Genomic DNA, 24,408 nt, shown 5'->3' on the forward strand with positions numbered 1-24,408 from the left:
CCTTATTCTCCGGACGGTCCCGGCCTTGCGGCCGGGACAGCCGATCAGGGCCGGAACATGATCTTCGAAAAGTAAAAGCTGCGATCCGTCCTGATGCGCTCGAATATTTGAGGCAGCTCCTCCAGCCCCTGTTCGTGCGTGATCATGAATTCCCATTTCAGCGCGCCGCTGGCAAGCTTGTCCAGCGTCACCGTCCATTGTGGACCTGGATAGGGGGCTCCAAAAGAGTTCCACGAGCCGTGCAGCGAGATTTCCTGGCGTAGAAAATGCTGGAAGGAAGCGTTTGACAACGGGACTTCACCGACTGGAATGCCGATGAAGACGACATGGCCGGCGGGGGCCGCAAGCTTGACGGCTGCGTTGATCGAACTCGGATGGCCGGCCGCCTCAACGATGATATTGGCAAGCAGGCCCTTCGGGATTTCACCGTCCGGCAGGAACGTGTGGGTTGCGCCAGCTTCGCGGGCCATGGCAAGCTTTGCCTCGGAGACGTCGATCGCTAAGACCTCGGTCGCGCCCATCAGCAGCATCCACTGGATGGCGAAGAGCCCGATGGGACCACAGCCGATGACGGCGCCGCGGTCGCCCATCTTTACACCGCCGGCCTTCCAGATCGCATGCAGCGCAATCGAGGCCGGATCGACCATAGCGGCGGCGCGGGGGTCGCAACCTTCAGGGACTTTCAAAAGGTTGGCGACGGGTGCGCAGACATATTCCGCGTAGGCGCCGTCGCGGCGGGAACCGAAATAATCATAGTCGCGGCAGCGCGAGAAATTGCCGGTGGCGCACTGGTCGCACTTGCCGCAGGGCAGCATGGGTGGAACGGTGACGAGATCGCCGACCGAAAAGCCATGCACTTCGGGCCCGATTTCCTCGATGCGGCCGGAGAATTCATGCCCGCAGACGATCGGCATCTTGTGCGCGCCCTTGATCAGCATGCGCGGCAGGTCCGAGCCGCATACGCCGACGGCCGCCACCCGGAGCAGGACTTCGCCGACTTTGGGCTCGGGCTTGGCCACGTCCTCCAGCCTGATGTCTCCCGGTGTGTAAAGTACGGCTGCACGCATGGTATCGGTCCTTGAACATGAAAGAGAAAGATGCCGCCGATGGTTCGGCGGCGACTTACCTGAAGGGGCGCACCCCTCCAGGCGGTTTGGGAGGCATTACTTGTCGAGGACGGTGGGACGATATTCCGCAAAGAGGCCGGTATGCGGATACTTCGAAACGGTATCTGGGTTAACCAGCGCGGAGCCCGCGTCGACGAACTTCGGAACCGGCTTCTTGGCGGCAGCTTCCCGCGCGACCTGGATGGTGACGTCGCCGAGATACTGCGGGTCGTTCAGGGCCGTCGCAATGTATTGCCCATTCGGGCCCATGGCGCCAAGTGCTTCCGACAGGCCGTCGACGCCGGCGACGAAAACGTCGTTGCGGTTGTTTTCTTTCAAGACCTGGAGTGCGCCGAGCGCCATGTCGTCATTGTGAGCATAGACAACCTTTACGTCCGGGTTGGCCTGCAGGAGGTCCTGCATGGCAGTGACCGCGTTAGCGCGTATGTATTCGGCGTAGGGACCTTCGACGATCTTGGCGTCGCTTCCCTTGATTGCATCATGGAAGCCATCGCGACGGTCCATCATGACGGCACCCCCGGCGTCGCCCTGGATCTCGATGATCTTTGCGCCCTTGACGCCGGCTTCTTTCAGCTTGGCGACGACGGCTTCGCCGACGAGCTTGCCCATGGCCTTGTTGTCGCGGCCGACATGGGCGACGACCTTGCCGCCGTTGACGGGCCGGTCGACCGTGATGACCGGGATGCCCGCTGCAGCGGCCGCGTCAAGCGAAGGTCCGACGGCATCGGGATTGACCGGATTGATAATCATGGCGTTCACGCCCTGGGTGATCAGGTCCTGGATATCATTGTTCTGCTTGGTCACGTCGCCATTTGCGTCAAGGAAGACCAGCGTATCGCCGGATGCCTTGGCTGCCGCCTCCGCGCCGTTCTTAAGTTGAACGTAGAATGGGGATTGCAGCGTGACCTGGCTAAAGCCGATCTTCAGGTCCTTCGCCTCGGCCGACGCGGCCATCGAAATCAGGGCAAGAGCCGAAACGGCAGCCGAAAAACCGGCAGTGAGCTTGCGACGCGTATGCATTGGAACCTCCCAAAGTGTTCGAAGACGGATTGCTCTCCCAGCAATCCAGCATTTGTGATATTAAATCACTTCCGCTGTTTTTAGCGAACCATAGGGTGGGTTTTTATGTCAATGATGATTTGAACAATGGCGTAAGATTCAAATTAAATTATTGAAAATGCTGAACTATTTGTGACGAAAAGTAACGCGTAAATTATTATGAACGTGATATTCGGGGATACCCAACGCCGCGACACCAAATGCATGGCAGCCGCAATTCCTGCATTTGCGGATTTCGCGTGAGATACAACACGGTATCGAGAGACCGGGGTCGTCCGCGACCGCCCGCAAATCTGGTGCGACCCGAAGATGAGACGGCGGCACCATCCATTGTCGACCTTGGCTTGCGTGTGCATGTAGATTGGCAGCAAGGATAGTGTCAAACACTCAGGGACGATCTCGCGATCCCATCGCCATCAAAAGAGCCGATCGGCAGATTCGACATGTCGATAGCGCAGACCATCTTCAGGGACACTCGCCCGACCCGCCGTTGGGAACACATCGGAAGCACCGATCGGTCGATGACCCTTCATTTCGAGAGAGCGAAGAGGCGATCGCTTTGTTCCTGAATTGCCGCGCCAGAAGCGAGCAAGAGCGTATCGACCGACGGTTTGCCTGCAATGAAGTCGCGACAAAGGGCTGCAGGCAACTGGGCAATTTCCCGATGCTCGTCCGAATGTGCTAGATCTGTGGAGTTGACAAAACAAAAGCCCGGCGCTTTGCGGCGTCGGGCCATGTCATCGAATTGACTTGTGAAAATTTATACCCGCCGCAACAGGCGGAGGACAAGCGATACCACGAAGAGTATCAAGAAGATGAAGAATAGAACCTGTGCGATCGAAGCAGAGGCGCCTGCGATCCCACCAAAGCCCAGGGCGCCGGCAATCAGCGCCACAACGAGGAATACCAAAGCATAGTAAAGCATTGCGCTCTCCTTTTGTCCGATGTGCTGATAACGGCAACCTGACCAAAATGGTTCCGCAAATCCTCACTTCAGCGAAAGGCGTCGAAATCAATCAACCAAGTTGCAAATTGCCGCGGTAGATAGGGTCGCCATCATGCGGCACTGGCGGCTCTGCGGCCTCCAGGTAGAATTTGGCCGGCGCTGTCAGAACAAACCAGAGGCTGGCGCCCAGCATAAACATCGCCCCTATCGGGTCGCTGATCTGCGAAAAGAATGGCAGGCAGCCCGCGGCGATCAACACCATCAGACGAAGCGTCCAGCGCGTGTCGCGATTGAAGATCGCCTGTGCCCTGAGCAGCTTGTATTCGCGAACGCCGTATGGGTGGCCTCCCTTGCGGAATGCAGCGAGGAGTTTCAAGCCGGATGGCAACGATAGCATGATGATTGCTGCAACGCTCAACGCGAGCGCGTTGCCACTCAGGAGATGGCCGGTCGCAACAAACAGCGCGCCTAGAACAGCCAGATTCCAGACAGGTTCAAGATGCTCAGGCGGTCTTCCTGTCCAGCTATGCCAAGCTCGCAGGCTTGCCGACGCTCCTTCCAGAAGCGGATGGTCGATGTGACGAGTGATCCAGTCCATGCCCAATCAGCTCTCCCAGTGATACGCGCACTCGATCACCATGCAAAATCGTCATCTTTGTGGCGAATGAATAGGCATGTTAGAGATTGAGAATATTTTGAGATCCCGGCTGCTGCAATGCTTCACCGTGGGGATGAGACGGCAGGATCTTGAGGCTGTGAGACGCCGCTTGTCTGTGGTAAGAGCACGCGAATATAATCGGATAGCAAGTTTGAAGACCATAGCGATAGATTTCGAGACGGCGAACGAGCAGCGAGGCAGCGCCTGCTCCGTTGGCTTGGCGGGGATTGAGGGCACTCAGGTTGTGCGCGTCGAGGAGCGCTTGATCCGGCCCAAGGACATGCGGTTTTCCTCATTCAACATCGGCATTCATGGCATCCGACCCGAACACGTCGAGGACGCGCCCGAGTTCCCGGAAGTCATGGATGAGTTTGCCGATGATTTTCATGGCGCGACCATGATCGCCCACAACGCTGCCTTCGACTTCAGTGTGTGGCGATCTGCACTCGATGGCTATTGTCTGCGCTATCCGGACCTTTCCTACCTATGCTCCGTCAAAATGGCGCAGCGCGTCTGGCCGCAACTGATCTCGCACAAGCTGAACGTGCTCACCCAGCATCTTGGCTTGAGTTTCACGCATCACAATGCGGCGGCCGATGCAGCCATGTGTGCCGAAGCTTCGATCGCGATCGCGCGCGATTTGAATCTCGAAAACATACTCTATATCCCCGAGCGGATTGGCGTGAAAATCGGTCGATTGTTTTCGGACGGCTATTCCCCTTGCAGCTGTTCTCGGAAATAGCCTTACGCTGTTTTCAGTGCGGCAATTCGATGCTTCTTCAGCGCTGAGACAAGGGCCGACATTGGTGATGATCATCGAAGCGGCTGATAATTTACGAGAATTCAGCATCGCATATCCCTGAAGGCTTAACAAATTCATTGGTTGTGTAAAATCAAAACGTTGATCGAGACGCTATTTCGCGCCGATGGTTCCAATCTCATCAACAGCAACACGCAACATGCAAATTCAGTCAAATTTCATCGTAGAATCTAGGGTCGCTACGAAGATACGGCGCAGCGTATCCCGTCGAAATTTGGTATCGTGGCAAGCAGGCCCGCTGATGCGCATCAATGCAAAGCCGATGATCCACGCTGCTACCATTGTCCCACGCTCCGCACCGTGCATGCCCCCGATTGCCTCGGTCAAAGGGCGCACGAAATCAGCATCTAGATATTGCGCCAGTATAGGGCCAGCGACTGGACTTCCAATCGAAGCGAGGAGGAGGCGCAATGGATCATAGCCACTACGCCAGGCAGAACCGTCCATCTCGGCCATGAGAATATCAGCTGCGTTCTGGGGCAGCCCTTCAACGCCGTCCTTCAGAAATTCCGCCGTCCCAAACGCTTGGGCAGCGATCTCTTTGAAGAGACCTTCCTTCGAGCCAAAATAGCGGATCACAAGGGCTGCATCGACACCGGCATCACTGGCGATGTCGCGTACGCCTACGCCTTCATAAGTGCTTTGTGAGAAGCGGAGCTTGGCCGCGTCGAAAATGCGCGACCGCGATGCCTGTGCATCACGTGGAGACGTTTCTTGTTTGCGCTTGCGGGCGGCGGTCGTTGTTTGATCTGCCATCCCTGCACTTTATCAACAACCGTTGACTCGCGCCAGTCATTGCGCATAAATCAACGATCGTTGAACTGAGGGCATTGCGATGAGGTTGGCAGGGAAGGCGGCAGTGATAACTGGCGGCAGCAGCGGTATCGGTCTGGCAAGCGCGAGATTGCTTGTCAGCGAAGGAGCTAAAGTTGTGATCCTCGGTCGCAATCGTCTGCATCTAGAGGCCGCTGTTGCTAGCCTTGGCTCAGAAGCGAGCTGGCTGGCGGTCGATGTCACGCAGACCGCGGCGGTCGCCGCGGCGATGAAACAGGCGGGAGAGCGCCTGGGCGGCATCGACATCCTCTTCGTCAACGCTGGCATGTCCGAGACGCCCGACTTCGCGGAGACAACGGAGGCGACCTACCACACGCTTATGGACACTAACGTAAAAGGCGCTGTCTTCAGCATCGTTCATGCGCTCCCTGCGCTGCGCGACGGCGCGTCGATCGTGCTGACTGGCTCGGTTGCTGGCCGCAAGGGATGGCCGGGTGACCCGCTCTACGCTGCCAGCAAGGGCGCAATCCGTAGCTTCGGGCGAGCGCTCGCGGTTAACGACGACATCGTTAGTCGCCACATCCGCGTCAACGTTGTCAGTCCAGGCGCGACCGATACACCGCTGACGAAAGCTGCGACCGCGAATCCGAACGTTCGCGACTTCGTGGCCGAAAAGGTACCCATGAAGCGATGGGGAAAGCCGAAGGAGATCGCGGAAGCGGTGCTATTCCTGGCGTCCGATGCGTCCTCGTACATCACGGGCGCCGAGATCACCGTCGATGGAGGGCTCGCCCATGCCTGACAACATTGACCTTGCGCCGTCTCACCTTCTGCATGGCAAGTCGGTTTTGATCGTCGGAGGCGGCCGTGCCGGCTTGACACTTGCCCGCCCGCTTGAAACCCAAGGTGTCACGGTCCGCGTGTTCGAGCGTGATGCCGGCCCAGGCGCGCGAACGCAGGGCGGTGGTCTTCCGCTTGCCGCTATCGGCGCTACTCGTAACGATAGTGCGACGCGCTTGGGCGCGTTTGTCGGCTCGTCGATCGCTTGAGCAAATCTTAATCTTCGTCGTGTCTGGTATTTTCACCTTGCTCAAAGGTGCAATAGCCTTGGTGTAGGGGAGCTCCACCAGAAGATCTCGACAGTCGTCAATAATTTCACCGCCCGGCAACGCACGCGCCGCACTTAGCTTGTGATCGATCGGTGCGGCGAGGGAAGCGTCCCTGCGCTTGGCCAAGTCGAGAGCACATGATCGGCGATCGGCTGCAGTGCGGATCTGGGCAGGCCGGCCTTTGCCTGGACGGCCATGCCGTGCGATACAGCCATGAGAAGGCCCGCAAGCATCGCGCAGTCGGCATCGGCCGCAAGGTCGCCGTCGGCACGCGCCCGCTCAAACCGCAATTTAAGCGCCTCCTGCGCATCGTTGCGCCTCTTGACCAGTTCGTCCCGAATTCCAGCGACACTGTCCGAGCAGCCGACCGCGCCATTGACGGACATGCACCCCGGGCTCGCAGGATAGAAAGTGACCAGATTGACCGAGCCTTCAAGGACATGCCTTGCCACCTCACGTGCGGTCGGCTGTTTCAAGGCCGTGCCCATAAAGGCTGTGTACTTGGTGTCGTAAAGATCAAGCGCCTTTAGGAACAAGGCCTCCTTGTTTCCGAACGCCGCGTAGAGGCCTGGCCGCACGACGCCCGTAGCCTTGGTCAGGTCGTCGAACGACGTGCCCTCGTAGCCCTTTTTCCAGAAGGCTCGGAGCGCTGCCTCCAAAGCCACGTCGAGTTCAAATTCGCGGTGACGGCCCATCGTCTGCCCAATCTCATCCTTTTTGATACCAGTCGTTATAAAACGCTTGACGGCGTTTGTCGAGATAGTATACCGCTTATTACCATAACGTACAGTATTGTATTGGAGGCCGCGTGAGCACCATTGCGGGAAGCGGACAGAACACGGGCGACGCGAACGCCGCCGGCACGAGCTGGAAAGGTGTATGGTCTATCGCGGCCGGCACATTCTTACTGGTGGCAACCGAATTCCTGCCAATCGGCCTGTTGTCGCCGCTTGCAACGAATATGCGTGTTTCCGAAGGTTTGGCGGGCCTCTCTGTTACAGCGCCGGGCTTCATCGCGGCTTTCGCTGCACCTTTGCTTCTCATATTGGCTCGCGACGCCGACCGCCGGATCGTGGTCGTGGCGCTTACCGCAGCGATCGTGCTCTCCAACCTTATTAGCGCGGTTGCCCCAGGCTTCACGATCTTCCTCATCGGCCGCCTCGTACTCGGCCTCGCGGTAGGTGGCCTCTGGTCATTCGCGGTCGCCGTTGGGCGACGGCTCGTGCCCCAAAACGCGGGCGCAAGGGCGACCTCGATCATTTCTGCCGGGATATCGGCCGGTACGGTCTTCGGGATGCCGGTCGGCGCGGTCGCAGGGGATTGGGCGGGATGGCGTATGGTCTTCGCGGCGAACGCCGTGCTTGGCGTGTTGGTTGTGATTGTCCAGCTTGTCTACCTGCCGCGACTACCCACTCATGCGCCAATCCACGTCGGCAAGCTGATCGAGTTTGCCAAAGTCAGAATGGCGCGCATTGGCCTCGTGGCCAGCGCCTGCGTGGCGGGCGGCCATTTCATTGCGTATACCTTCCTTGAGCCATATCTGCGCGACACGCTTGGCTTGACACAGAGCGGCGTCGCGCTGGCGCTCGCAGGCTACGCGGTGACCGGAATCGCCGGGTCCTTCGCAGGCGAGCGCTTAGCTGTCCGAGATATCCGCACCGCCTTCATCATGACGGCCGCTGCAGTCGGGGTGATGGTAATCGCTGCAGCGATCGCGCACGACGCGTCTGCGATCGTGATGGTCATGGTCTGGGGCTTTGCGTTCGGGGCCGTCCCGGTCTGCGTGCAGATGTGGATGTTCACGTCATCGCCTCAGCTCTACGAGGCCGGCTCTGCGCTCATGGTCAGCGCCTTCCAGATCGCGCTCGCGGCTGGCGCGGCGATCGGTGGCATCATGGTAGACTCATCGGGGATTGGCTCGGCCTTCCTCGCGGGTGGTGCAGTCTGCATCGCGGGCGCACTCATTCCGTTGGCTTTACGGTCAATCCCTGCACCGCCGGCCCCGTCATCCTCGTTAGGAGAACCCCAATGAAGATAGGTATCGTCGGCACGGGCCTCGTCGGCAAGACGCTCGCAACGAAGCTTGCAGAGGCGGGCCATGAGCTTTTGGTCGCGAACAGCCGGGGACCGGCTAGCGTAGCGGAGAGTGTCGGTCCGACCGTCACTGTGACAGCGGCCTCTGTGGCGGACGCCTTTGCCTGCGATGTCGCTTTCCTCGCGGTTCCCTGGATCAAGGTGCGCGATGTCTTAGCCACCAACATTCCCCGCGAAGGCGGCATTCTCGTCGACACGACAAATATTTTTCTGAGCTATCCGCCGAACGCGCGGATCGATGACCTCAAGGGCGACTCCGGCAGCGAGATCATCGCCCGGCTCGCGCCTAAGACCTTTGTCGTCAAAGCTTTCGGCACGCTCCCGTTCGCTACGATGTTTGCGCCGCACGCGGAAAACGTGAAGCGGGTGCTGTTCGTTGCCGGCGACGATAAGGCCGCTGTCTCGACAATCTCCGATCTAATCGCCGAGATCGGGCTTCAGCCATTGGCCCTTGGCTCATTGGCCGTCGCCGGTCGGCAGATGGAGCTCGGCGGTCCGCTCTCCGCGCTGGAGCTGCTGGCTCCAGTGAAGCGGGAGGCATGAGCGCGGCTCCACTAACCCTTCAACCCCAGGAGCATTACCATGGCTGACCAAGTCCAACATGCCGAACCGTCCCTGACTCACAAGATTGCGCTCGTCACGGGTGGCGCGCGCGGCCTCGGCCTCGAGACCAGTCGCCAACTCGGCGCGCGCGGCGCGCACGTGATTGTCGCAGCGCGCAATCTGGCCAAAGCCGAGGCGGCTGCAGCTGGCCTTCGCGACGAGGGGTTCGCGGCATCGGCAATCAAGCTCGATGTGACAAGTGAGGCCGATCGCGCCGCCGCCTATGCCGTGATCGAGAGCGCGCATGGGCGGCTCGACATATTGATCAACAATGCCGGCATTCTGCTCGACAGCGTTGATGGTGGAACGCCCGCCGATCCGCCGCCGAGCGGCGTGCTGCCCGAGACCGTGCGCGAGACGTTCGAGGCCAATTTCTTTGCGCCGATCTTCCTCACCCAGAAACTGCTGCCGCTGCTCAGGCGCTCGGACGCCGCCCGCGTCGTCAACGTATCCAGCATCCGGGGATCGCTCACGCATCTCTCCGATCCCAGCTCGCCCGTTTATCCGGTGCGCGCGCTCGGCTACGACACGTCCAAGGCGGCGCTCAACGCCTTCACGATCCTGCTCGCCGAAGAACTGCGCGGCACGTCCATCAAGATCAACGCCATTCACCCTGGATGGCTGCGCACCACGATGGGCGGCGACCAGGCGAACATGAGCGCCGAAGAAGGTGCTCGCAACGCCATCCACTACGCAAGTCTCGGCGAAGACGGTCCGACGGGCGGCTTCTTCTTCGGCGACGAACGCCTGCCCTGGTGACGGGTACCTTCATTGTAAAGTCATCGAACCAAGGAGTATCACAATGAGCAAATCACTTTCGGGCAAGGTTGCCCTTGTCACCGGCGGCTCGCGCGGTCTCGGCGTTGCAATCGCCAATGCGCTTGCGGATGAGGGCGCGGATGTGGCGATCAGCTACGTCGCTTCCGAAGAGAAAGCGGCCGCTGTCGTCAAGGGTCTCATCGCCAAGGGCGTTCGTGCGATCGCAATTGAGGCTGACCAGGGCGATCCCGACGCGTCGGAGCCGCTGATCCGCAAGGTCGTAGAAAAGCTCGGCAAGCTCGACATCCTCGTCAACAACGCCGCCGTCGCCTGGCAGGGCAAGACGATCGACGATCCCGAGATCGATAATGCGGCGATGGATCGCCAGTGGGCGATCAACACCTTCGGCGTGATCGCCAACATACGCGCCGCCGCAAAAGTTCTGCCGGATGGCGGTCGTATCATCTCGATCGGCTCGGGTCTCGGCACGCGCATCGCCTTCCCAGGGACTGCTGACTATGCAGCGTCCAAGGCCGCGGTGATCGGCTACTCGCGCGGCGCTGCCCGCGATCTCGGCGGCCGCAACATCACCGTCAACGTCGTCCAGGCTGGCATGATGGACACCGACATGGCAGCCGGATCGAAGGGTAAGCTCCCTCCGATCATCATGGAGAGCCACGCCATCCACCGTTACGCCAAGCTGAGCGAGGTGGCAGGAGCAGTGGTCTTCCTGGCCGGCCCGCACGGGGGCTTCACGACCGGCTCGGTCATCGATGTCAACGGCGGCTTCACCGCGTAACGACCGGCGTCAGGCGCGTGCCAACGAGAAATCATTATGAGGCAAGCCTGCCTGGCGCGCGAAAGCGCCGAAGAGCACTTGCACGCTTAAACTCGACGACCTCCCGAAGCGAATCTTGACGCTGCTCATCGACAAATGTCTCAGTTCCACGCTCGCAACCATTGTCGGCGGGCGTGGACTTGAGGAATCCACGTTTGTGCAATGGCTGGGAATATCTGGTCAGGCTGATCACAACGTCGCTTGACCCGCAGTGAGCGAGTGAAGAGCGATGGTATTTGCGATCGATGTGCCTGCATCTCGAGAAGACTGAAAAAACCGAAATGGAGATCTGCCAAAAGCACATGGGATGGCTGCCTGAGTTGGCCCTAGCCGCCAAGTGGCGGGAACATTCGTTGGTCGCAGAGGTTTTCGGCTCGTCGTTGCGAAAGGAAAACATCATGACGCTCAAAGCACTCGCCTTCAATGCAACTCTGAAGCGGACTGGCAATGAGCCGTCCTCCACCGACCGCATGCTTGGTCTCATCGCCGCTGAGATGAAGAAAGCTGGCGTCGAAACGGAGACCATCCGGCTTGCCGATCACAACATCCTTCCAGGTGTCACCTCCGATGAAGGCCGTGGCGATGATTGGCCAGCTCTGCGTAAAAAGGTGCTCGCGGCTGACATCCTGATATTTGGGACACCAATATGGATGGGACAACCCGACAGCATCTCCAAACGCGTTCTTGAGCGCATGGATGCCTTCCTTGAAGAAACGGACGACCAAGGCAGAATGGTCTCATATGGCAAGGTTGCAGCGGTCGCCGTTGTCGGGAACGAGGATGGGGCTCATCACGTATCCGCCGAGCTATATCAGGCGCTCAATGACGTCGGTTTCACGATTCCGGCAAACGCCGTCGCCTACTGGGTTGGCGAAGCGATGGGCAGCACGAACTTCGTCGATCTTAAGGAAATTCCGAAGAAAGTTACGACAGCTGTCGCGATGCTTGCAAGGAATACCGTCCACTTGGCCAGTCTCCTGAAAGCCAGTCAATATCCGGGTGAAAAGTAGTGTCCGCATCCGGCGATGTTAACATCGCCACGCAGGAACGTATGCACGGCGATCTCATGGCGCCCAGTGCAGGTCGTGATGGGCGGCGCTCAACTCGCGAACGGAGTCGATCACCGACGGACAAGTCGAAGCTGCTCTCGAGACGCGTGGAATGTGGGAACTTGAAAAGACGAACTGGCTTCTTGCTATGGTGCCAGCCTTATGGAGCCCCGCTTCGGGCACTTCTTGCATAATTAGAGGCGTTCTGTATGCCCTTTCGGTGGGGCTGGCAAGCTGCTGAAGGCATGAAAGATGCCCGCTATATTCTCGCTCGGGAACATTGTTGGAAGCTCGCGGTTTTCCTCCGCAGACTTCCATCATTCTCCCCCAAAGGCCGGTAGCCGTCATAAGGTATCGGCCTTTCTTTTACCTTTCTGCCGCTTCAGCGCGCGCTGGAGTATTCCCTTGATGTGCACCGGCTTCCTATTGCAGCTCATAGGCTTGAAGTTCGCGTCCGAGACGATCCGAATTTTGTGCTTGCGATAAAGCGCGCACCCTTGCTGGCCAAGGTTTCCGGTCGGGAAATCTTGTCCAAGAAAGGTCTCTCGACGCACATGCTTAGCTTCGTTATCACTTTTCCAGCGCCGCCCGGTCCGAATTTATAGATCATGACCGGGTCGTAATTCAGGAATGGTTGGGCAGTCGTGCATGCACGTCAGCCGTCGCGTCAATGTGACGCCGGCGATACACTCGAAGAGCTCGAGCGGCTCACCGACTCCCCCTCGGCTGATTTGATGTCGAAGATCGTATAACCATTGAAAAGTGAACTGGGAGCTTGAAGCGACTTTTGCCGATCTGCCTGTTAAATTGAAGCGCGCTTGGTAAGCTGAAGACGTCCGCACCCGACGCGACGCCAGAAAAAAAAGACGGCGAACATTTCTGCGCCGTCTTCCAGGTTTGATCAGGTTCTGCGGTATCAGTCCTGATGTTTCGGCATTTCCTTAAGCTGGTCCTTCGTCCAGCTGGTTACGGCATGCACCGTACCATTTTCGTCCCGCATGAAGTTCAGGTCGGACACCGGGACCGCAACGGGCTTTGCGCCAATTCCAAGAAAACCGCCGACATCGATAACCACAGTGCCGCTTGTGCCACTTCCATGGAAATGGTCGACCTTGCCGACAGTGTGGTCGTCCGCTCCGTAAACCGTGGCGCCTTCAAGCACATCTGGCGTAAACTCGGCATCTTCCAGTCTCACGTGATTGCTGTGGTCCATACTTGCCTCCATCGTTTCTAGATTAGGCAAACCATTGCCGAGGCTAAATGTTCCTGTTGCACAGCCTCTCCATTCGAGCGCTGCGCGGCGCGGACCGCGGGCGCTTTGTCGCGGTGCTTCCGATCCGGCGCGCAGGCTGGTCGACGGTCGCCACCGCTCCAGGTTCATGCGCATACCCACTTACGCAAGAACGGATGGGCGATACGTTCCGTCTTTATCGTGGCCGAGCGGTTTTAAAAAAACCACGTCGCGTGTGGGCGACATTCATCTCTTGATTGTTGCCTCAGACGCTTGCGCGAGGGCTTCGCTCAATTGAGCCTGCGAGAAGGGCTTCGAAAGGCGAATGCGCCCTTCCTTGGCGCCATGTGGCAGTTCAGCATAGCCAGTCGCCAACACGACTTCGAGATCGGGATAGAGCTGCATGATCTTCTCTCGCAATTCGGCGCCGGTGATCTGCGGCATCGCATGGTCTGTAATCACAACGTCCGGCAGTTGACCTGCCTCGAGAAGGGTGAGCGCCTCCTTTGCGGAGTGAGCTTCGATCACCGTGTGACCAAGATCTTCAAGCATGAGGGCGGTGTTCAACAGCACGAGACTGTCATCATCGACGACCATGACGGACAGGCGCCGGTCTGGAGCAGCAGCCATTCGTTCGACCCTTGTCGCTGGCTCCGCCTGTTCATTGCAAAGGGGTAGCCAAAGCTCAGCAACCGTGCCTTCGCCCGGTGTCGATCGCATTACCAGTCGCCCGCCCGATTGCGCCATCAAGCCTTGCACCATTGGTAGCCCAAGTCCTGTGCCTTTGCCGATGCCCTTTGTCGTGAAAAATGGCGTCATCGCGTTTTCGAGCGTCGATGCATCCATCCCCTCGCCCTCGTCTTTGACGGAAAGACAAACGTATCCGCCGGCAGACAGGCCCAAGTCGTTGCCCGGGGCGGCCGTGTGTTCTCTGGCCGAGATGGTGATCGAACCGCCGGCAGGCATAGCGTCACGCGCATTCACGATGAGGTTGACGAGTGCGTTTTCGAGCTGGTTGGGATCCGACCGCACATCGGGGAGCGTCGATGGAAAAACCATGTCGATCAAGATCGCCGGCCCGATCAAGCGCTGCACAAGGTCGGCCATTCCGGAAACGAGAGCCGTTACTGAAACCGGCTCGAGTTTGAGGTCTTGTTTACGCGAAAATGCCAACAACCTTTGCGTTAACGACGCGCCTCGTTTTGCACCGGCAATCGCGTTTTCAATCAGATGACCGACGTCACGGCCTTCGGACGCGCGCTTGCGCGCGATTTCCAAGCTTCCCAAAATCGCGGTCAGCAGGTTGTTGAAATCATGCGCAACTCCACCCGTCAGCTGTCCGAGCGCTTCCATTTTTTGTGATTGAAACAGCTCCTGCCGAGACTGCTCGAGAGCCTCCTGAGCCTGGCGCTTCTCGGTGATGTCTCTCGTGATCTTAGCGAAGCCAATCAGCGTGCCGTCATCTCGATGGATCGCATCGATTGTGACCGTCGCCCAAAAGCGTGTTCCATCCTTGCGTACGCGCCATCCCTCTTTCTCCAGCCGGCCGTTCCGCGCAGCGATCTCGAGTGCCTGGCGTGGGAGATCGATCTGACGATCTTCCTCCGTATAAAATTTGGAGAAGTGCTGGCCGATGATTTCCTCTGGAGCGTAGCCCTTGATGCGCTTGGCGCCGGCGTTCCAACTCGAGACAAGGCCGTTCGGGTCAAGCATGTAGATGGCGTAATCGGTCACGCCCTGGACGAGGAGGCGAAATTGCTCCTCACTACGCTTGAGGACTTCTTCTGCGACTTTTCGTTCAGACAGGTCTCGCGTTATCTTGGCAAAGCCAACCAGCTGTCCCTGCGTATCCCTAATGGCGTCGATGATCACGTGAGCCCAAAATCGCTCCCCATCTTTCCGGACGCGCCAGCCCTCGGCCTCAAACCGCCCATCTTCTTCCGCCGTTGCAAGCGCCATCGCCGGAACGCCTGCGGCCTTGTCCTCAATTGTATAAAAGCGCGAGAAATGCTCGCCGAGGATCTCATTTTCCGTATAGCCCTTGAAGCGTTGGGCACCGGCATTCCAACTCGAAACACGGCCCTGCGTGTCGAGCATATAAATCGCATAGTCGGTGATTGCGTCGACAAGTATCCGGTATCGGCGATCAGAGTTCGCGTTTTCAAAGTTGGTGCTGTCTGTCGTCATTCGGCCGTCTCCCAAAAGCAATTTAGGATTGCGCGATCAGGCTGCAAGCAGGTATTTCACTTAAGCGGGTAAGGGTACGGTAGCGGACACGGCGCGAGGCTTTCAACGCCTCTTCAGGGATAATCCTGCGTCGGGCAATGAAGGCTTAGGCATGACGTCAACGCGAGACAGTTCCGAGGCCCTTGGTCCTTCAAGACGACTACAGGTTTCACGGGATGGGCCGGCTGCAGATCTGCGAACAAAAGTTGCTTGCTCTCGACGTGCCGGGTGCGCTCATTCGCGACTATAGCGTCGTGCCCACTGAGCTTGACATCCACAAGCCAGAGCGCTGGCGCGACGATGCGCTAATTCGAGGAGAGGGTCGGCGTGCTTTTGCCTGAATGAGGAAAGACGGCTTGGCCAACGCTCTACGCGAACTGTATCCGAGCGCGCCCATCCACACCTTCTAGGACATGTTGGCGAGAGGCATCCCGAGCTTGGCGCTGGATTGCGCATCGATCACTTTTTCCTCAATTCACCATTGGCGACCCGCTGGAGGATGGACGATGTCGATCGATGGGTGCGCGCCTTGCCAAAGGCACGCGATCACGCTCCAGTCTGGATAGAGATGGAGCGAGACTGCTGGCTACGAAAGACGCCATGATCGCCAGCATTGCGAAGGCACCGGCATTGTCGGCTCGGGACAGCCGCCAACGCCCTGGTAAACCATTTGATCCAATCGACCGGTATCGGCCGAAGTCAGTGCGCTCGCGGATTTTGCCTGCGCTTTCGCACCGGGTCGGCCTTGTCATTCAGGGCGTTCTTGATGCCATTCGAAGCGTCATCAGCCAAATCTTGTCTCCGACGGTCGGCGGCACGCCCGTCAGACGAACGGGCATCATCCGTTTCCGAAGGGACAGCCGGTTCTTTTGGCCCCCAGGCCGGATCCCAGTCGACACCCTCGGTGAGCTCGATGAAGACCGCGCTGCCTTCGCCCCGATGAGATCCGGCAAGTTTGAAAGCGGCGTCCGGCTCCATCTCCTCGCCGGGAAAGATGGCGTCATCTTCGGCCGCATCCGCGATCCTGCGGACATATCCTCGGATCTGGTCGCCCGATCGGTAGAACTTGATAACAATCGATCCGGTAGGAGCCAAGCCCGGGGAATATGTCCGGTATTCTTGAAACTCACCTGGGCCGGCCTGGCCGGCTTCGTGCCAATGCGCCGCATCACGGCCTTCCGGGCGACCTTCACGTTCCCAGATCTGGTAGGCTCGCAATCTTCTTTCATCATCGTTGATCATAGTGTTCTCCAAACGGCGGCCAGTTTCACTTGTTAAGGTCCTTTGCCATCTGGAGATGGTGTTCCAGTGCGGGTCGCGTCCTGGCGGCCCAAGCCTTCAGATCGGCATTATCGCCTCCGTCCCCATAACGCTTGAACAGGTCGACTGCATCTTCGTGAACGGATTCCTGATCCGAATGATATTGCTTGTTGAAATCTGCGCCGTTAAGGCCGTTCAGCTTGTCGAGCATACTTTGCTGGGACGACGTCATGGCGGTTGGCAGAGGCGCCTTGACCTTGCCGCCTGTGACCAGACCCTTCAGCTCGTCCGTCGTCTTCTGATGATCTGTGATCATTTGCTGTGCGAACGCTTTGGTCGCGTCGTCACCTCGCTCAACGGCAAGCTTGCTTGAAGCGATCTCGAACATGTCGCTGGTGGCGGCTTCCTGAACGAAGTCTTCGGTCTTAGGTGCAACACCGATCATTGAGTTGACGCCAGTTTTCTCGGCCGCCGACTGTGCGAAGGCCGGGCTGGCAAGCAGGGCGGCAATTGATACGATGGCTAAATGTTTCATGAATGGGTCCTCGCGTTTCTATGCGCCCCAAACATTCGGCGACCGTAAGTGTTCCCGATCCGCTACTGCGTTTCTTCACCATGATCGAACTGTCTGGTTTCGCACCGGACCGAACCAGGAGCCGATTCAGCAAACAGGCGTCATGAAGACCGGCTGACGCGCACGGGCAGAAGCTTGTACGCGGGCGCCTTCGATTTTGGATCATGGTGAGACAGCGGAAACAATGGATTTGCTTCCGGGAAATAAGCGCCGCAGGACCCTTTTGGAAGATCGTAAGGCACGACTGCAAGCTGCGTCACCACGCGGAGTGTCTTTTGATCTATCGCGGTCGTCAGATCGACATTGTCGCCGGCCGCCAGGCCCATTCGGGCGATATCGTCACGGTTCATGAAGACGACTCTTCTTGTGCCGCTCACGCCGCGAAACCGATCGTTGTAGCCGTAGACGGTCGTATTGAACTGGTCGTTGGACCGCAATGTCGCGAGGTGAAGGATGTCCTGCTCATCCTCGACCATCAGGTCGGGAAACAGGCGCTCAGGCGTCAGGAAATTGGCCTTTCCGCTTTTTGTCACCCATTTGCGCTCGCGCGCAGGCAGCGGCCGCACGAAACCTCCAGGCTGGAACAGACGTTTGTTGAAATCTCTGAACGTCTCCGGGTATGTCTGCTCGATCGCATCCCGGATTTGCGCGTAATTTCCCACCCATCTGGCCCAGGGAACCTTTGTGTTTCCAAGCGTTGCCTGAGCGAGCCCCGCGACAATGGCAGGTTCCGATAAAAGCTCGGAGCTTGCCGGTTTCGTCTGGCCACGCGAGCCGTGAAAATGCGCAATCGAACTCTCTATCGACACCGCTTGAGGCCCACTTTCCTGCTCATCAATTTCGATACGGCCGAGGCAGGGCAACAGATAGGCGACCTCGCCATGGATGACATGACTTCGGTTGAGCTTGGTGGCGATCTGAACGCTCAGCCTCAACTTGCGCCAAGCGTCTTCCATGGCAGCCGTGTCGGGCACCGCACGCAGGAAGTTGCCGCCAAGACTGATTATCGCACGCGATTCGCCGCCAATCATGGCCTTGCAGGTCTCGACGGTTGTTCGTCCGGTCCATGTTGGTGGTTCGAAGCCATAGAGGTCACGAAGTTTGTCCAACGGCACAAGACCCGGCTTTTCGGTAATTCCGACCGTGCGCTGGCCCTGGACATTCGAATGCCCCCGAACGGCGCAGATATTTGCTCCGGGTTTTCCTATATTGCCCCGAAGGAGTGCCAGATTGCACACCATATGGACGTTTTGAACGCCCATCGGCTGTTGTGTCAGGCCCATTCCATAGACCATCATGACCGCATTGGATCTTGCGTAGATCGCGGCAGCTTCCGTCATTTCGCTACGGCTGAGACCCGAAAATCGCTCAAGATCTGCCCATTCGTGGCTGCGGGCCGTTTGTGCGAATTGCTCGAACCCGGACGTATGGTCATGGATAAAGCCGTGGTCGAGAATGTGTTTGTCATCAACCGCCGCGATGGAAGCCGCAAAGGCGACCATCGACGCATTGTCCGGATCTCTGGGTTCACCATCGGCGCCTGCAACGTGACTTTTATGACTAGCCCGCAGCGCATCGTCAGCCTCGATCAGTGCTTTGCAGACGCCGAACAGTGCGGCGATATCGCCGCCGTTTCGCACCTGATAGTAATTGGAGGAGATCCTTGTTTCACCGCCCGTCAACATCTGGGCCGGCGACTGCGGATTGGTGAAGCGCTCGAGGCCTCGTTCGCGGAGAAGATTGAAGGTGACCACCTGGACGCCCCGGTCGACGGCGTCCTGCAAGTCATGCAGCAGGCGCGGTGAGGAGGTCCCCACGTTCTGTCCGATGTAAAAAATGCAGTCCGTATTCTGAAAGTCGGAGAGGATCGCAGTTCCAACCGACGCACCGATGCTCTCCGGAAGTGCGACGGACGAGCTTTCATGGCACATATTCGAGCTGTCCGGCATGTTGTTGCTGCCGTACATCCGGGCGAACAATTGATACATGTAGCTGGTTTCAAGGGAGGCTCGACCCGATGTGTAGAAGTCGACCTGGCGAGGATCAAGCGCGCGAAGCTCACGACTTATCTCCTCGAAGGCCTCTGCCCAGCTGACAGGCACGTATCGGTCCGTGGCCACGTCCCAACGCATCGGATGGGTCAATCGCCCCTGCTCCTCCAGATCGTGGTCAGACCATGTCTCGAGCTCACGCAGGCTGTGTCTTTTGAAGAAGGCGCGATCGGCACGACGTGTCGTGACCTCCCATGCGGTCGCCTTTGCACCGTTCTCACAGAATTCCAGGGGGTGCGTCTTTGCCGGCTTGGCCCAGGCGCAGCTGACGCACATATAGCCCTCAGGCCGGTTCTGTTTGGCCAGAAGCTCCGGACCTTTGAGCGGAAGGCGTTCCCGAAGGGTGATTTCGCCGACAGATTTCGCTGATCCCCAGCCCCCGGCGGGGCCCGAATAGGGTTTGATCCTTGATGTGCGCGCAGTCGATTTCATCGAGTCCTCCGCATGCTTGGCAAGCATGCCAAACGCTTATTCGGCAAGAGAGGTCAAACCGCGCCAAAGGGCCGATGTTCCCGTGGGCGGCAAAACGGAACCTTCGCTCGCATCTGTCGACGCGACGGCTGGCAGTTGCGAAATTGAAATGTCTTCGATCCGGCAGATCAGCCGTCTTCTTTTAGGCGCAGCTTACGCAAGCGTTCGGTCTTGAGACGCCGCTGCTTGGCTTCGGCCTCAATCAATGCCATAGCCTCATCGTGTGTCGCATCGAAACGCCGCTTTCGGGCTGCGTGAGAGTTGGATTCACGCGTTGGGCGATTGGCACCGGGATTGTCTTTGTCCATGAATAAGAGGTAGGGCACATCCTAGCTCAAGCAACCCAAAACACCTTCTGGCTTGGAACTGTACGAAAACAGACAGAGACGCCGGAGGCAGTTTTCGCAACTCAAAATTCTCAATTATCAGTTCGTGTTCATCAAAGGCGTGGTGGCGTAGCAACGCAAAATCGCCTCCTTCACGTAAGGGCCATCAAGCATACACGGCGATCGCAGAGAGCATTCGTGGTGCGTTGCACATGCGGTTCGTCTGTTTGGACAAGTCCCCTGGCCCATTGGCGACGATATCGTAAAGCACGCAGCCGCTCTGGAGAGGCCGCCTCGGTTTGTTGTACGCCAGCGTACAGATTGCCCCCTTGGCGCCTTTACCTCTTTAAATTGTTCCGACACAAGCTAATCTTCTATTGCCAGCAGCCGAGGCTCGAGGTTTGGCCCGGTTGTATGACAGACTATGTCACCTCACCGCCCACAGCTTAGTGTTCTGTTTGCTTTTGGATCCTCGCTTCTGATCGTTGCTCTGCGTATCGATCCCAAAGCGAGTAAGTAGGTCAAGTTCGATGCGTGCATTCTTCGAAACGGCATTTGGGCCTGCAGAATTTGAGATTGTCCGAACCGTCCTTGACCAGTGGCGCAATGAGCATGGTCTTGCAAAATCTGATCCTGACGTCGAATTGGCCGGGGCCATCATCATTACCTTGTTCCGAGAAGGTCACAGGACCGTTCCAGAGCTTTTGGTCGCAAGCGCCAAGCACAAGGGCTTAGCCGACCTCGTAGGCGGTGTTGTAAGCAGGCCCGTGACCGCCGTTGTTGATCAGCCTCGCACTTGCGACCTGGTCTAGCAAGCTCGCCTTGCGCCATCCGAAGTGGACAATGGAGCGATGTTCCGGTTCGGCGGTCTTTGAAGAGACTTCCCATCGGTGCCAATGTTGAGAAGCCTAGTCCGGCACATTGTTTTATCCAGCTAGTTTGTTTGCCCGACATCTGATCAGCCGTGTTCGGTCTGGTGAAAAAGTGGAGGAGAGCAGATGATCCCTACTGAACCTCAGTTGAAATTGGAGGCTCGCCTTGCTGCGATCGAATATATGGTCGCGCACACGCTCAGTCGTCTTTATCTTATGCTCGGCGTGACCGATGAACAACTCGACGAGATGGAAGTCGTTTCGCGTGGCACCTTGTCACGCATGACGCTCGCAGGTGTCGAGCCGGTCGTCGGCGATATGTTCGCAGGCGAACTCCAGGACAACATCGAAAGACTTACCGCCATTACGAGAGACCTGCGCGATCTCACAATGGGGAAGACACACTCGTAGTCCACACACTGCCCTCAACCCTGGTGGGAACCTTCGACCTTTCAAAACGGTTTGCATGTGGCGAGTTACTTTGTCGGCAAGGGACGCGGTGAAACCGCAACGCCTTTATCTCGACCTCGCTTCGCGTTGCCGTGAACGACTTTTCGCAGCCTGACGAGTGGCGATGGCAGCTCGCCCCGGCTGCTTTGCGTCCTGAGGCGGCTAATCAACACTGAAGCCGCTGAGGATTGAAGGCAAAAGCTTAAGGAGACCATCCGGATGTATTTGCGCGATGAAGTGGAGATGTTGAGGCAAGTTCCGATTTTCTCGGCGATCGAAACACCAAAGTTGAAACTTCTTGCTTTTACGTCCGAGCGGAAGCAATTTCGATCCGGCGCGTCATTATGTCGGCAGGGCGACCGGGGTGACGCCGCTTTCGTCATTCTCGCCGGATCTGCGGAAGTTCTAGTTCATTCGGCGGACGGCGATGCGAAGGTGGCGGATGTTTATCCTAACTCCATCGTCGGCGAGATCGCAATCCTTTGCGATACATCGCGAACGGCGACAGTGCGGGCTGCCACGAACATGGAGGTTCTCCGCATCGGCAAAGAGCAATTTGTGAGGCTGATCGACGACAACCCGTATATCGCGATAGGAGTGATGCGCGTCCTCGCCGGTAGACTGATTCACACCACCGGTGAACTCACGACACTGCGCGCAGAACACCTTGCAACGTAAATAGGTGCGGCCAAAACGGTGCTTAGCACACCAGAGTCTGCGTATAGACTGTATTTGAGGGCGACACCAACCCTGGAAAATAGGGTGGTCGAAGACATGATAAAAGCGCCCGCAAAAGTGCGAAGGCGCGGAAATTCAAGTCTGTTATGAAATGTTCGAGCGCGCCGGCCCTAGAACAGGTTCTGAAAAAGTCGATCGTACTCCCGCTCCGGCTTGCCATAGGCATCGTGCGCGAATTCCTCCAGGGCGCTACGGTTTCGGATTGTGATCCTGCCGCGTTCCGCGCGAATGTAACCGTTTCCTTCCAATACATGAAGAGAGGTTGTTACGCTTGGGCGTCGCACAGCGAGCATTGTCGATAAAAACTCGTGGGTCAGGGTGATTTCGTGTCCAGGAACCCGGTCATGGCACATCAAGAGCCATCGTGCGAGCCGTTCCGTCACGTCGTGCAGAGCGTTCGAAATTGCGTTGTAGGCAAGTTGTATCGAGAAAGCCTCTATCGACCGGATCATGAGCTTCGAAAAATTCTTACTTTCGAGCATATGCTGTCTAAATCGATGATAGCTCATCCGATCGGCCTCGGCCTCGGACTGGATCAATACGTCGTAGGAGCTGATTTCAACGCCTGCGATAGCGGACGTGGGTACATAGCCTTCAGGGCCGAAAACGCCTGCCTCGGCGGTGCGGCCTTCGGGCGTATGGGTCAACAGCGATCCGATTCCGCTTGTCAGGAAGTAAACGTAATCGATCGGGCTTCCTTCCATGGCAATAGCCGCACCCATCCTAAGCTGAACATGTTCCAGATCTGGAACGATCGTCGCGTAGTCCTCGACCGGGAGGATCGATAAAAGCTTGTTCGTCGAAACATAGTTGCGATCCATGTCCTTGCATGCCTCGTTAAGAGTTCTCGCCGCTCTCCTCTCAGTCGAATCTCACGACCGAGCGAAATGGAAGTTGAAAGACGATATTTCCGTTCTCATCTTCAACAATGAAAGTATCGCCATCAGCGCTTTCCCCCGCCGCAATCCGAGCACCGACGATCTCCCTTGCAGAATTGACGGCTTCGACCTGCGCCTGGTCGGCTGTATCGAACACCGATCCCTCAATATCGCGTTGTAAGCCTTCATGTGATCGAACGTGGAAATAATATCGGGGCATTTTCTGTTCCATTCGGAAATCGTTCTGATCTTGGGAACGGCGATCGTCTTCAAAGGTTCCAGCGTGTTGAAGCCATCATGTACTGCTTTGGCGAACGTTGACCGACAGGCTATCCCAACAGTTTCGAACAATATCGAAGCGGTAGCGCAAGAAGCCGCAACCGATCGCTTTCGAACTTGTCAGACCCGGTAGGTCTCATGAGGTTTGCACCAGGCTTTGCCCAGTGGCGAAATTCGAGCAATCTAAGGCCCGACTTCTGAGCGCCGGCCATATGTATGCATGCTCCGCCTATCTCAAAACAGCAGAGACATCGGAACCATTTTGCCGGGCAAAGGTTGGACCTGACGGCTACCATCAACCCGATGATCTGCGGATAATTTCATAAATGAGCACGCCGACATACGCACGAAACCCGCTTTTCAAATTCGGAGAGACCTGATTTATGCCGGCTGTTGCACTTGTGACTGGAGCGGGATCTGGAATTGGGAAGGCAGCGGCATTGGCGTTGGCCGCAGACGGCTATCGCGTGGGTGTGCTCGGACACACTCATCAGGAGATCTCGGCGACAGCCGACGACATTTCGTCAGCGGGCGGAGAAGCGGTCGCGCTGATTGCGGACGTTTCAGACGAACGCCAGATGTCCGACGCTGTCGCTCAACTCGTCGGTCGGTTCGGGCGCCTTGACGTCGTTGTCGTCAACGCGGGCATCAATGGCGTGTGGGCGCCGATCGACGACCTCGCACTTTCTGAGTGGAACAAAACGATCGCTGTCAACCTGACCGGAACCTTCCTGACCATCCGGGCAACTGTTCCCCAATTGAAGCGCACTGGCGGCGGCTCCATCGTGGTGGTCTCATCGATTAACGGGACGAGGACATTCACCACGCCGGGGGCGACGGCTTACACTGCCACGAAAGCGGGGCAGGTCGCGATGGTTCAGCAATTGGCTCTCGAGTTGGCACGACATCGCATTCGTATCAATGCGGTTTGTCCTGGCGAGATCGATACGGACATCGGCGCCAATACAACTTTGCGCAAGAAGGGCGAGACCGAAATACCGGTGGTCTGGCCGCAGGGTCAGGTTCCGATCACGGGCGGCCTGCCGGGTCGCAGCGAGGATGTTGCGGAAGTCATCGTCTTTCTGGCATCCGAGAAAGCGCGGCACATTACAGGATCTCCCATCTGGGTCGACGGCGGTCAAGGCTTGCTGCGCTAGCAATCTCGATTCGTCCCAAGATATCAGACGTGTGAGTCGAGGGTCTCGGCACTTACGTT

24 protein-coding genes are annotated in these 24,408 nt (G+C 57.8%); 11 read left to right on the forward strand and 13 right to left on the reverse strand.

Translation table 11 applies throughout. The annotated features are described in order from the left end of the window. Nucleotides 1-44 precede the first annotated feature (44 nt). The 4 genes from HGP17_RS10020 to HGP17_RS10035 all read right to left on the reverse strand — a co-directional run bounded on the left by HGP17_RS10020 (nucleotide 45) and on the right by HGP17_RS10035 (nucleotide 3,730). Nucleotides 45-1,067 carry a galactitol-1-phosphate 5-dehydrogenase gene (locus tag HGP17_RS10020; RefSeq protein ID WP_168808475.1) on the reverse strand — a complete coding sequence of 341 codons (1,023 nt, stop codon included), beginning with the start codon at nucleotides 1,065-1,067 and terminating at the stop codon, nucleotides 45-47. A 96-nt stretch (nucleotides 1,068-1,163) separates the two neighbouring features. Next, on the reverse strand, nucleotides 1,164-2,147 hold the full coding sequence (locus HGP17_RS10025) for a substrate-binding domain-containing protein (protein WP_168808476.1): 984 nt from the start codon (nucleotides 2,145-2,147) through the stop codon (nucleotides 1,164-1,166). Nucleotides 2,148-2,946: 799 nt separating this feature from the next. Then, complete coding sequence (locus HGP17_RS10030; RefSeq protein ID WP_168808477.1) at nucleotides 2,947-3,111, reverse strand: DUF1328 domain-containing protein; 165 nt, start codon at nucleotides 3,109-3,111, stop codon at nucleotides 2,947-2,949. Between the two features lie 91 nt (nucleotides 3,112-3,202). Then, complete coding sequence (locus HGP17_RS10035) at nucleotides 3,203-3,730, reverse strand: hypothetical protein (RefSeq protein WP_246704010.1); 528 nt, start codon at nucleotides 3,728-3,730, stop codon at nucleotides 3,203-3,205. A gap of 211 nt (nucleotides 3,731-3,941) precedes the next feature. On the opposite strand from HGP17_RS10035, the gene HGP17_RS10040 reads away from it, so the two are divergent. Continuing rightward, complete coding sequence (locus HGP17_RS10040; RefSeq protein ID WP_168808479.1) at nucleotides 3,942-4,532, forward strand: 3'-5' exonuclease; 591 nt, start codon at nucleotides 3,942-3,944, stop codon at nucleotides 4,530-4,532. Nucleotides 4,533-4,757: 225 nt separating this feature from the next. Here the strand turns inward: HGP17_RS10040 and HGP17_RS10045 are convergent, their stop codons facing one another. Beyond that, complete coding sequence (locus tag HGP17_RS10045) at nucleotides 4,758-5,366, reverse strand: TetR/AcrR family transcriptional regulator (RefSeq protein ID WP_168808480.1); 609 nt, start codon at nucleotides 5,364-5,366, stop codon at nucleotides 4,758-4,760. Between the two features lie 79 nt (nucleotides 5,367-5,445). On the opposite strand from HGP17_RS10045, the gene HGP17_RS10050 reads away from it, so the two are divergent. Together HGP17_RS10050 and HGP17_RS10055 are read left to right on the forward strand one after the other, a co-directional pair. Further along, complete coding sequence (locus HGP17_RS10050; protein ID WP_168808482.1) at nucleotides 5,446-6,186, forward strand: SDR family oxidoreductase; 741 nt, start codon at nucleotides 5,446-5,448, stop codon at nucleotides 6,184-6,186. Next, on the forward strand, nucleotides 6,179-6,433 hold the full coding sequence (locus tag HGP17_RS10055) for an NAD(P)-binding protein (RefSeq protein WP_168808484.1): 255 nt from the start codon (nucleotides 6,179-6,181) through the stop codon (nucleotides 6,431-6,433). Before HGP17_RS10050 ends, HGP17_RS10055 begins: the two co-directional genes overlap by 8 nt. Nucleotides 6,434-6,567: 134 nt before the next feature. Here the strand turns inward: HGP17_RS10055 and HGP17_RS10060 are convergent, their stop codons facing one another. Beyond that, nucleotides 6,568-7,188: a TetR/AcrR family transcriptional regulator gene (locus HGP17_RS10060; protein ID WP_168808486.1), complete on the reverse strand. Its 621-nt coding sequence runs from the start codon at nucleotides 7,186-7,188 to the stop codon at nucleotides 6,568-6,570. 113 nt (nucleotides 7,189-7,301) lie between these two features. Here HGP17_RS10060 and HGP17_RS10065 point away from each other — a divergent pair, with 113 nt between their 5' ends. From HGP17_RS10065 to HGP17_RS10085, 5 genes are all read left to right on the forward strand, one after another. Beyond that, nucleotides 7,302-8,525, forward strand: a complete 1,224-nt coding sequence (locus HGP17_RS10065) for an MFS transporter (RefSeq protein WP_168808488.1) — start codon at nucleotides 7,302-7,304, stop codon at nucleotides 8,523-8,525. After that, nucleotides 8,522-9,130 (forward strand): NAD(P)-binding domain-containing protein, encoded by a 609-nt coding sequence (locus HGP17_RS10070; protein ID WP_168808489.1) that lies wholly within the window; start codon nucleotides 8,522-8,524, stop codon nucleotides 9,128-9,130. Before HGP17_RS10065 ends, HGP17_RS10070 begins: the two co-directional genes overlap by 4 nt. Before the next feature lie 39 nt (nucleotides 9,131-9,169). Continuing rightward, entirely contained in the window at nucleotides 9,170-9,949 is a 780-nt protein-coding gene (locus HGP17_RS10075; RefSeq protein ID WP_168808491.1) for an SDR family oxidoreductase, read from the forward strand. 43 nt (nucleotides 9,950-9,992) lie between these two features. Beyond that, a complete protein-coding gene (locus tag HGP17_RS10080) occupies nucleotides 9,993-10,748 on the forward strand; it encodes an SDR family oxidoreductase (RefSeq protein ID WP_168808493.1) in 756 nt (251 codons plus the stop codon). Between the two features lie 437 nt (nucleotides 10,749-11,185). After that, nucleotides 11,186-11,797 (forward strand): flavodoxin family protein, encoded by a 612-nt coding sequence (locus HGP17_RS10085; RefSeq protein ID WP_168808495.1) that lies wholly within the window; start codon nucleotides 11,186-11,188, stop codon nucleotides 11,795-11,797. 955 nt (nucleotides 11,798-12,752) lie between these two features. Here the strand turns inward: HGP17_RS10085 and HGP17_RS10090 are convergent. The 5 genes from HGP17_RS10090 to HGP17_RS10110 all read right to left on the reverse strand — a co-directional run bounded on the left by HGP17_RS10090 (nucleotide 12,753) and on the right by HGP17_RS10110 (nucleotide 19,610). Beyond that, the gene (locus HGP17_RS10090; RefSeq protein WP_168808497.1) at nucleotides 12,753-13,049 is read right to left on the reverse strand and encodes a PRC-barrel domain-containing protein; all 297 of its coding nucleotides are present in this window, start codon (nucleotides 13,047-13,049) and stop codon (nucleotides 12,753-12,755) included. 264 nt (nucleotides 13,050-13,313) lie between these two features. Beyond that, nucleotides 13,314-15,254, reverse strand: a complete 1,941-nt coding sequence (locus tag HGP17_RS10095; RefSeq protein WP_168808499.1) for a PAS domain-containing sensor histidine kinase — start codon at nucleotides 15,252-15,254, stop codon at nucleotides 13,314-13,316. Nucleotides 15,255-15,992: 738 nt separating this feature from the next. Next, a complete protein-coding gene (locus tag HGP17_RS33995) occupies nucleotides 15,993-16,535 on the reverse strand; it encodes a DUF2934 domain-containing protein (RefSeq protein ID WP_205925910.1) in 543 nt (180 codons plus the stop codon). Nucleotides 16,536-16,560: 25 nt separating this feature from the next. Continuing rightward, a complete protein-coding gene (locus HGP17_RS10105) occupies nucleotides 16,561-17,088 on the reverse strand; it encodes a DUF4142 domain-containing protein (protein WP_168808501.1) in 528 nt (175 codons plus the stop codon). Nucleotides 17,089-17,228: 140 nt separating this feature from the next. After that, complete coding sequence (locus HGP17_RS10110) at nucleotides 17,229-19,610, reverse strand: FdhF/YdeP family oxidoreductase (protein ID WP_168808503.1); 2,382 nt, start codon at nucleotides 19,608-19,610, stop codon at nucleotides 17,229-17,231. A 1,363-nt stretch (nucleotides 19,611-20,973) separates the two neighbouring features. Here HGP17_RS10110 and HGP17_RS10115 point away from each other — a divergent pair. Both HGP17_RS10115 and HGP17_RS10120 read left to right on the forward strand, forming a co-directional pair. After that, a complete protein-coding gene (locus HGP17_RS10115; protein ID WP_168808505.1) occupies nucleotides 20,974-21,258 on the forward strand; it encodes a hypothetical protein in 285 nt (94 codons plus the stop codon). Nucleotides 21,259-21,516: 258 nt separating this feature from the next. Continuing rightward, the gene (locus HGP17_RS10120; protein ID WP_168808507.1) at nucleotides 21,517-21,975 is read left to right on the forward strand and encodes a cyclic nucleotide-binding domain-containing protein; all 459 of its coding nucleotides are present in this window, start codon (nucleotides 21,517-21,519) and stop codon (nucleotides 21,973-21,975) included. 170 nt (nucleotides 21,976-22,145) lie between these two features. On the opposite strand, the gene HGP17_RS10125 is transcribed toward HGP17_RS10120, so the two are convergent. Then, the gene (locus HGP17_RS10125; RefSeq protein ID WP_168808509.1) at nucleotides 22,146-22,856 is read right to left on the reverse strand and encodes a Crp/Fnr family transcriptional regulator; all 711 of its coding nucleotides are present in this window, start codon (nucleotides 22,854-22,856) and stop codon (nucleotides 22,146-22,148) included. A gap of 40 nt (nucleotides 22,857-22,896) precedes the next feature. Continuing rightward, nucleotides 22,897-23,145, reverse strand: a complete 249-nt coding sequence (locus HGP17_RS10130) for a hypothetical protein (protein WP_168808511.1) — start codon at nucleotides 23,143-23,145, stop codon at nucleotides 22,897-22,899. Between the two features lie 430 nt (nucleotides 23,146-23,575). On the opposite strand from HGP17_RS10130, the gene HGP17_RS10135 reads away from it, so the two are divergent. Beyond that, complete coding sequence (locus tag HGP17_RS10135; RefSeq protein ID WP_168808512.1) at nucleotides 23,576-24,349, forward strand: SDR family NAD(P)-dependent oxidoreductase; 774 nt, start codon at nucleotides 23,576-23,578, stop codon at nucleotides 24,347-24,349. Nucleotides 24,350-24,408 lie beyond the last annotated feature (59 nt).

It is taken from the genome of Rhizobium sp. P38BS-XIX (genome assembly GCF_012641435.1).
In the GTDB taxonomy this organism is placed as follows: Bacteria; Pseudomonadota; Alphaproteobacteria; order Rhizobiales; family Rhizobiaceae; genus Rhizobium.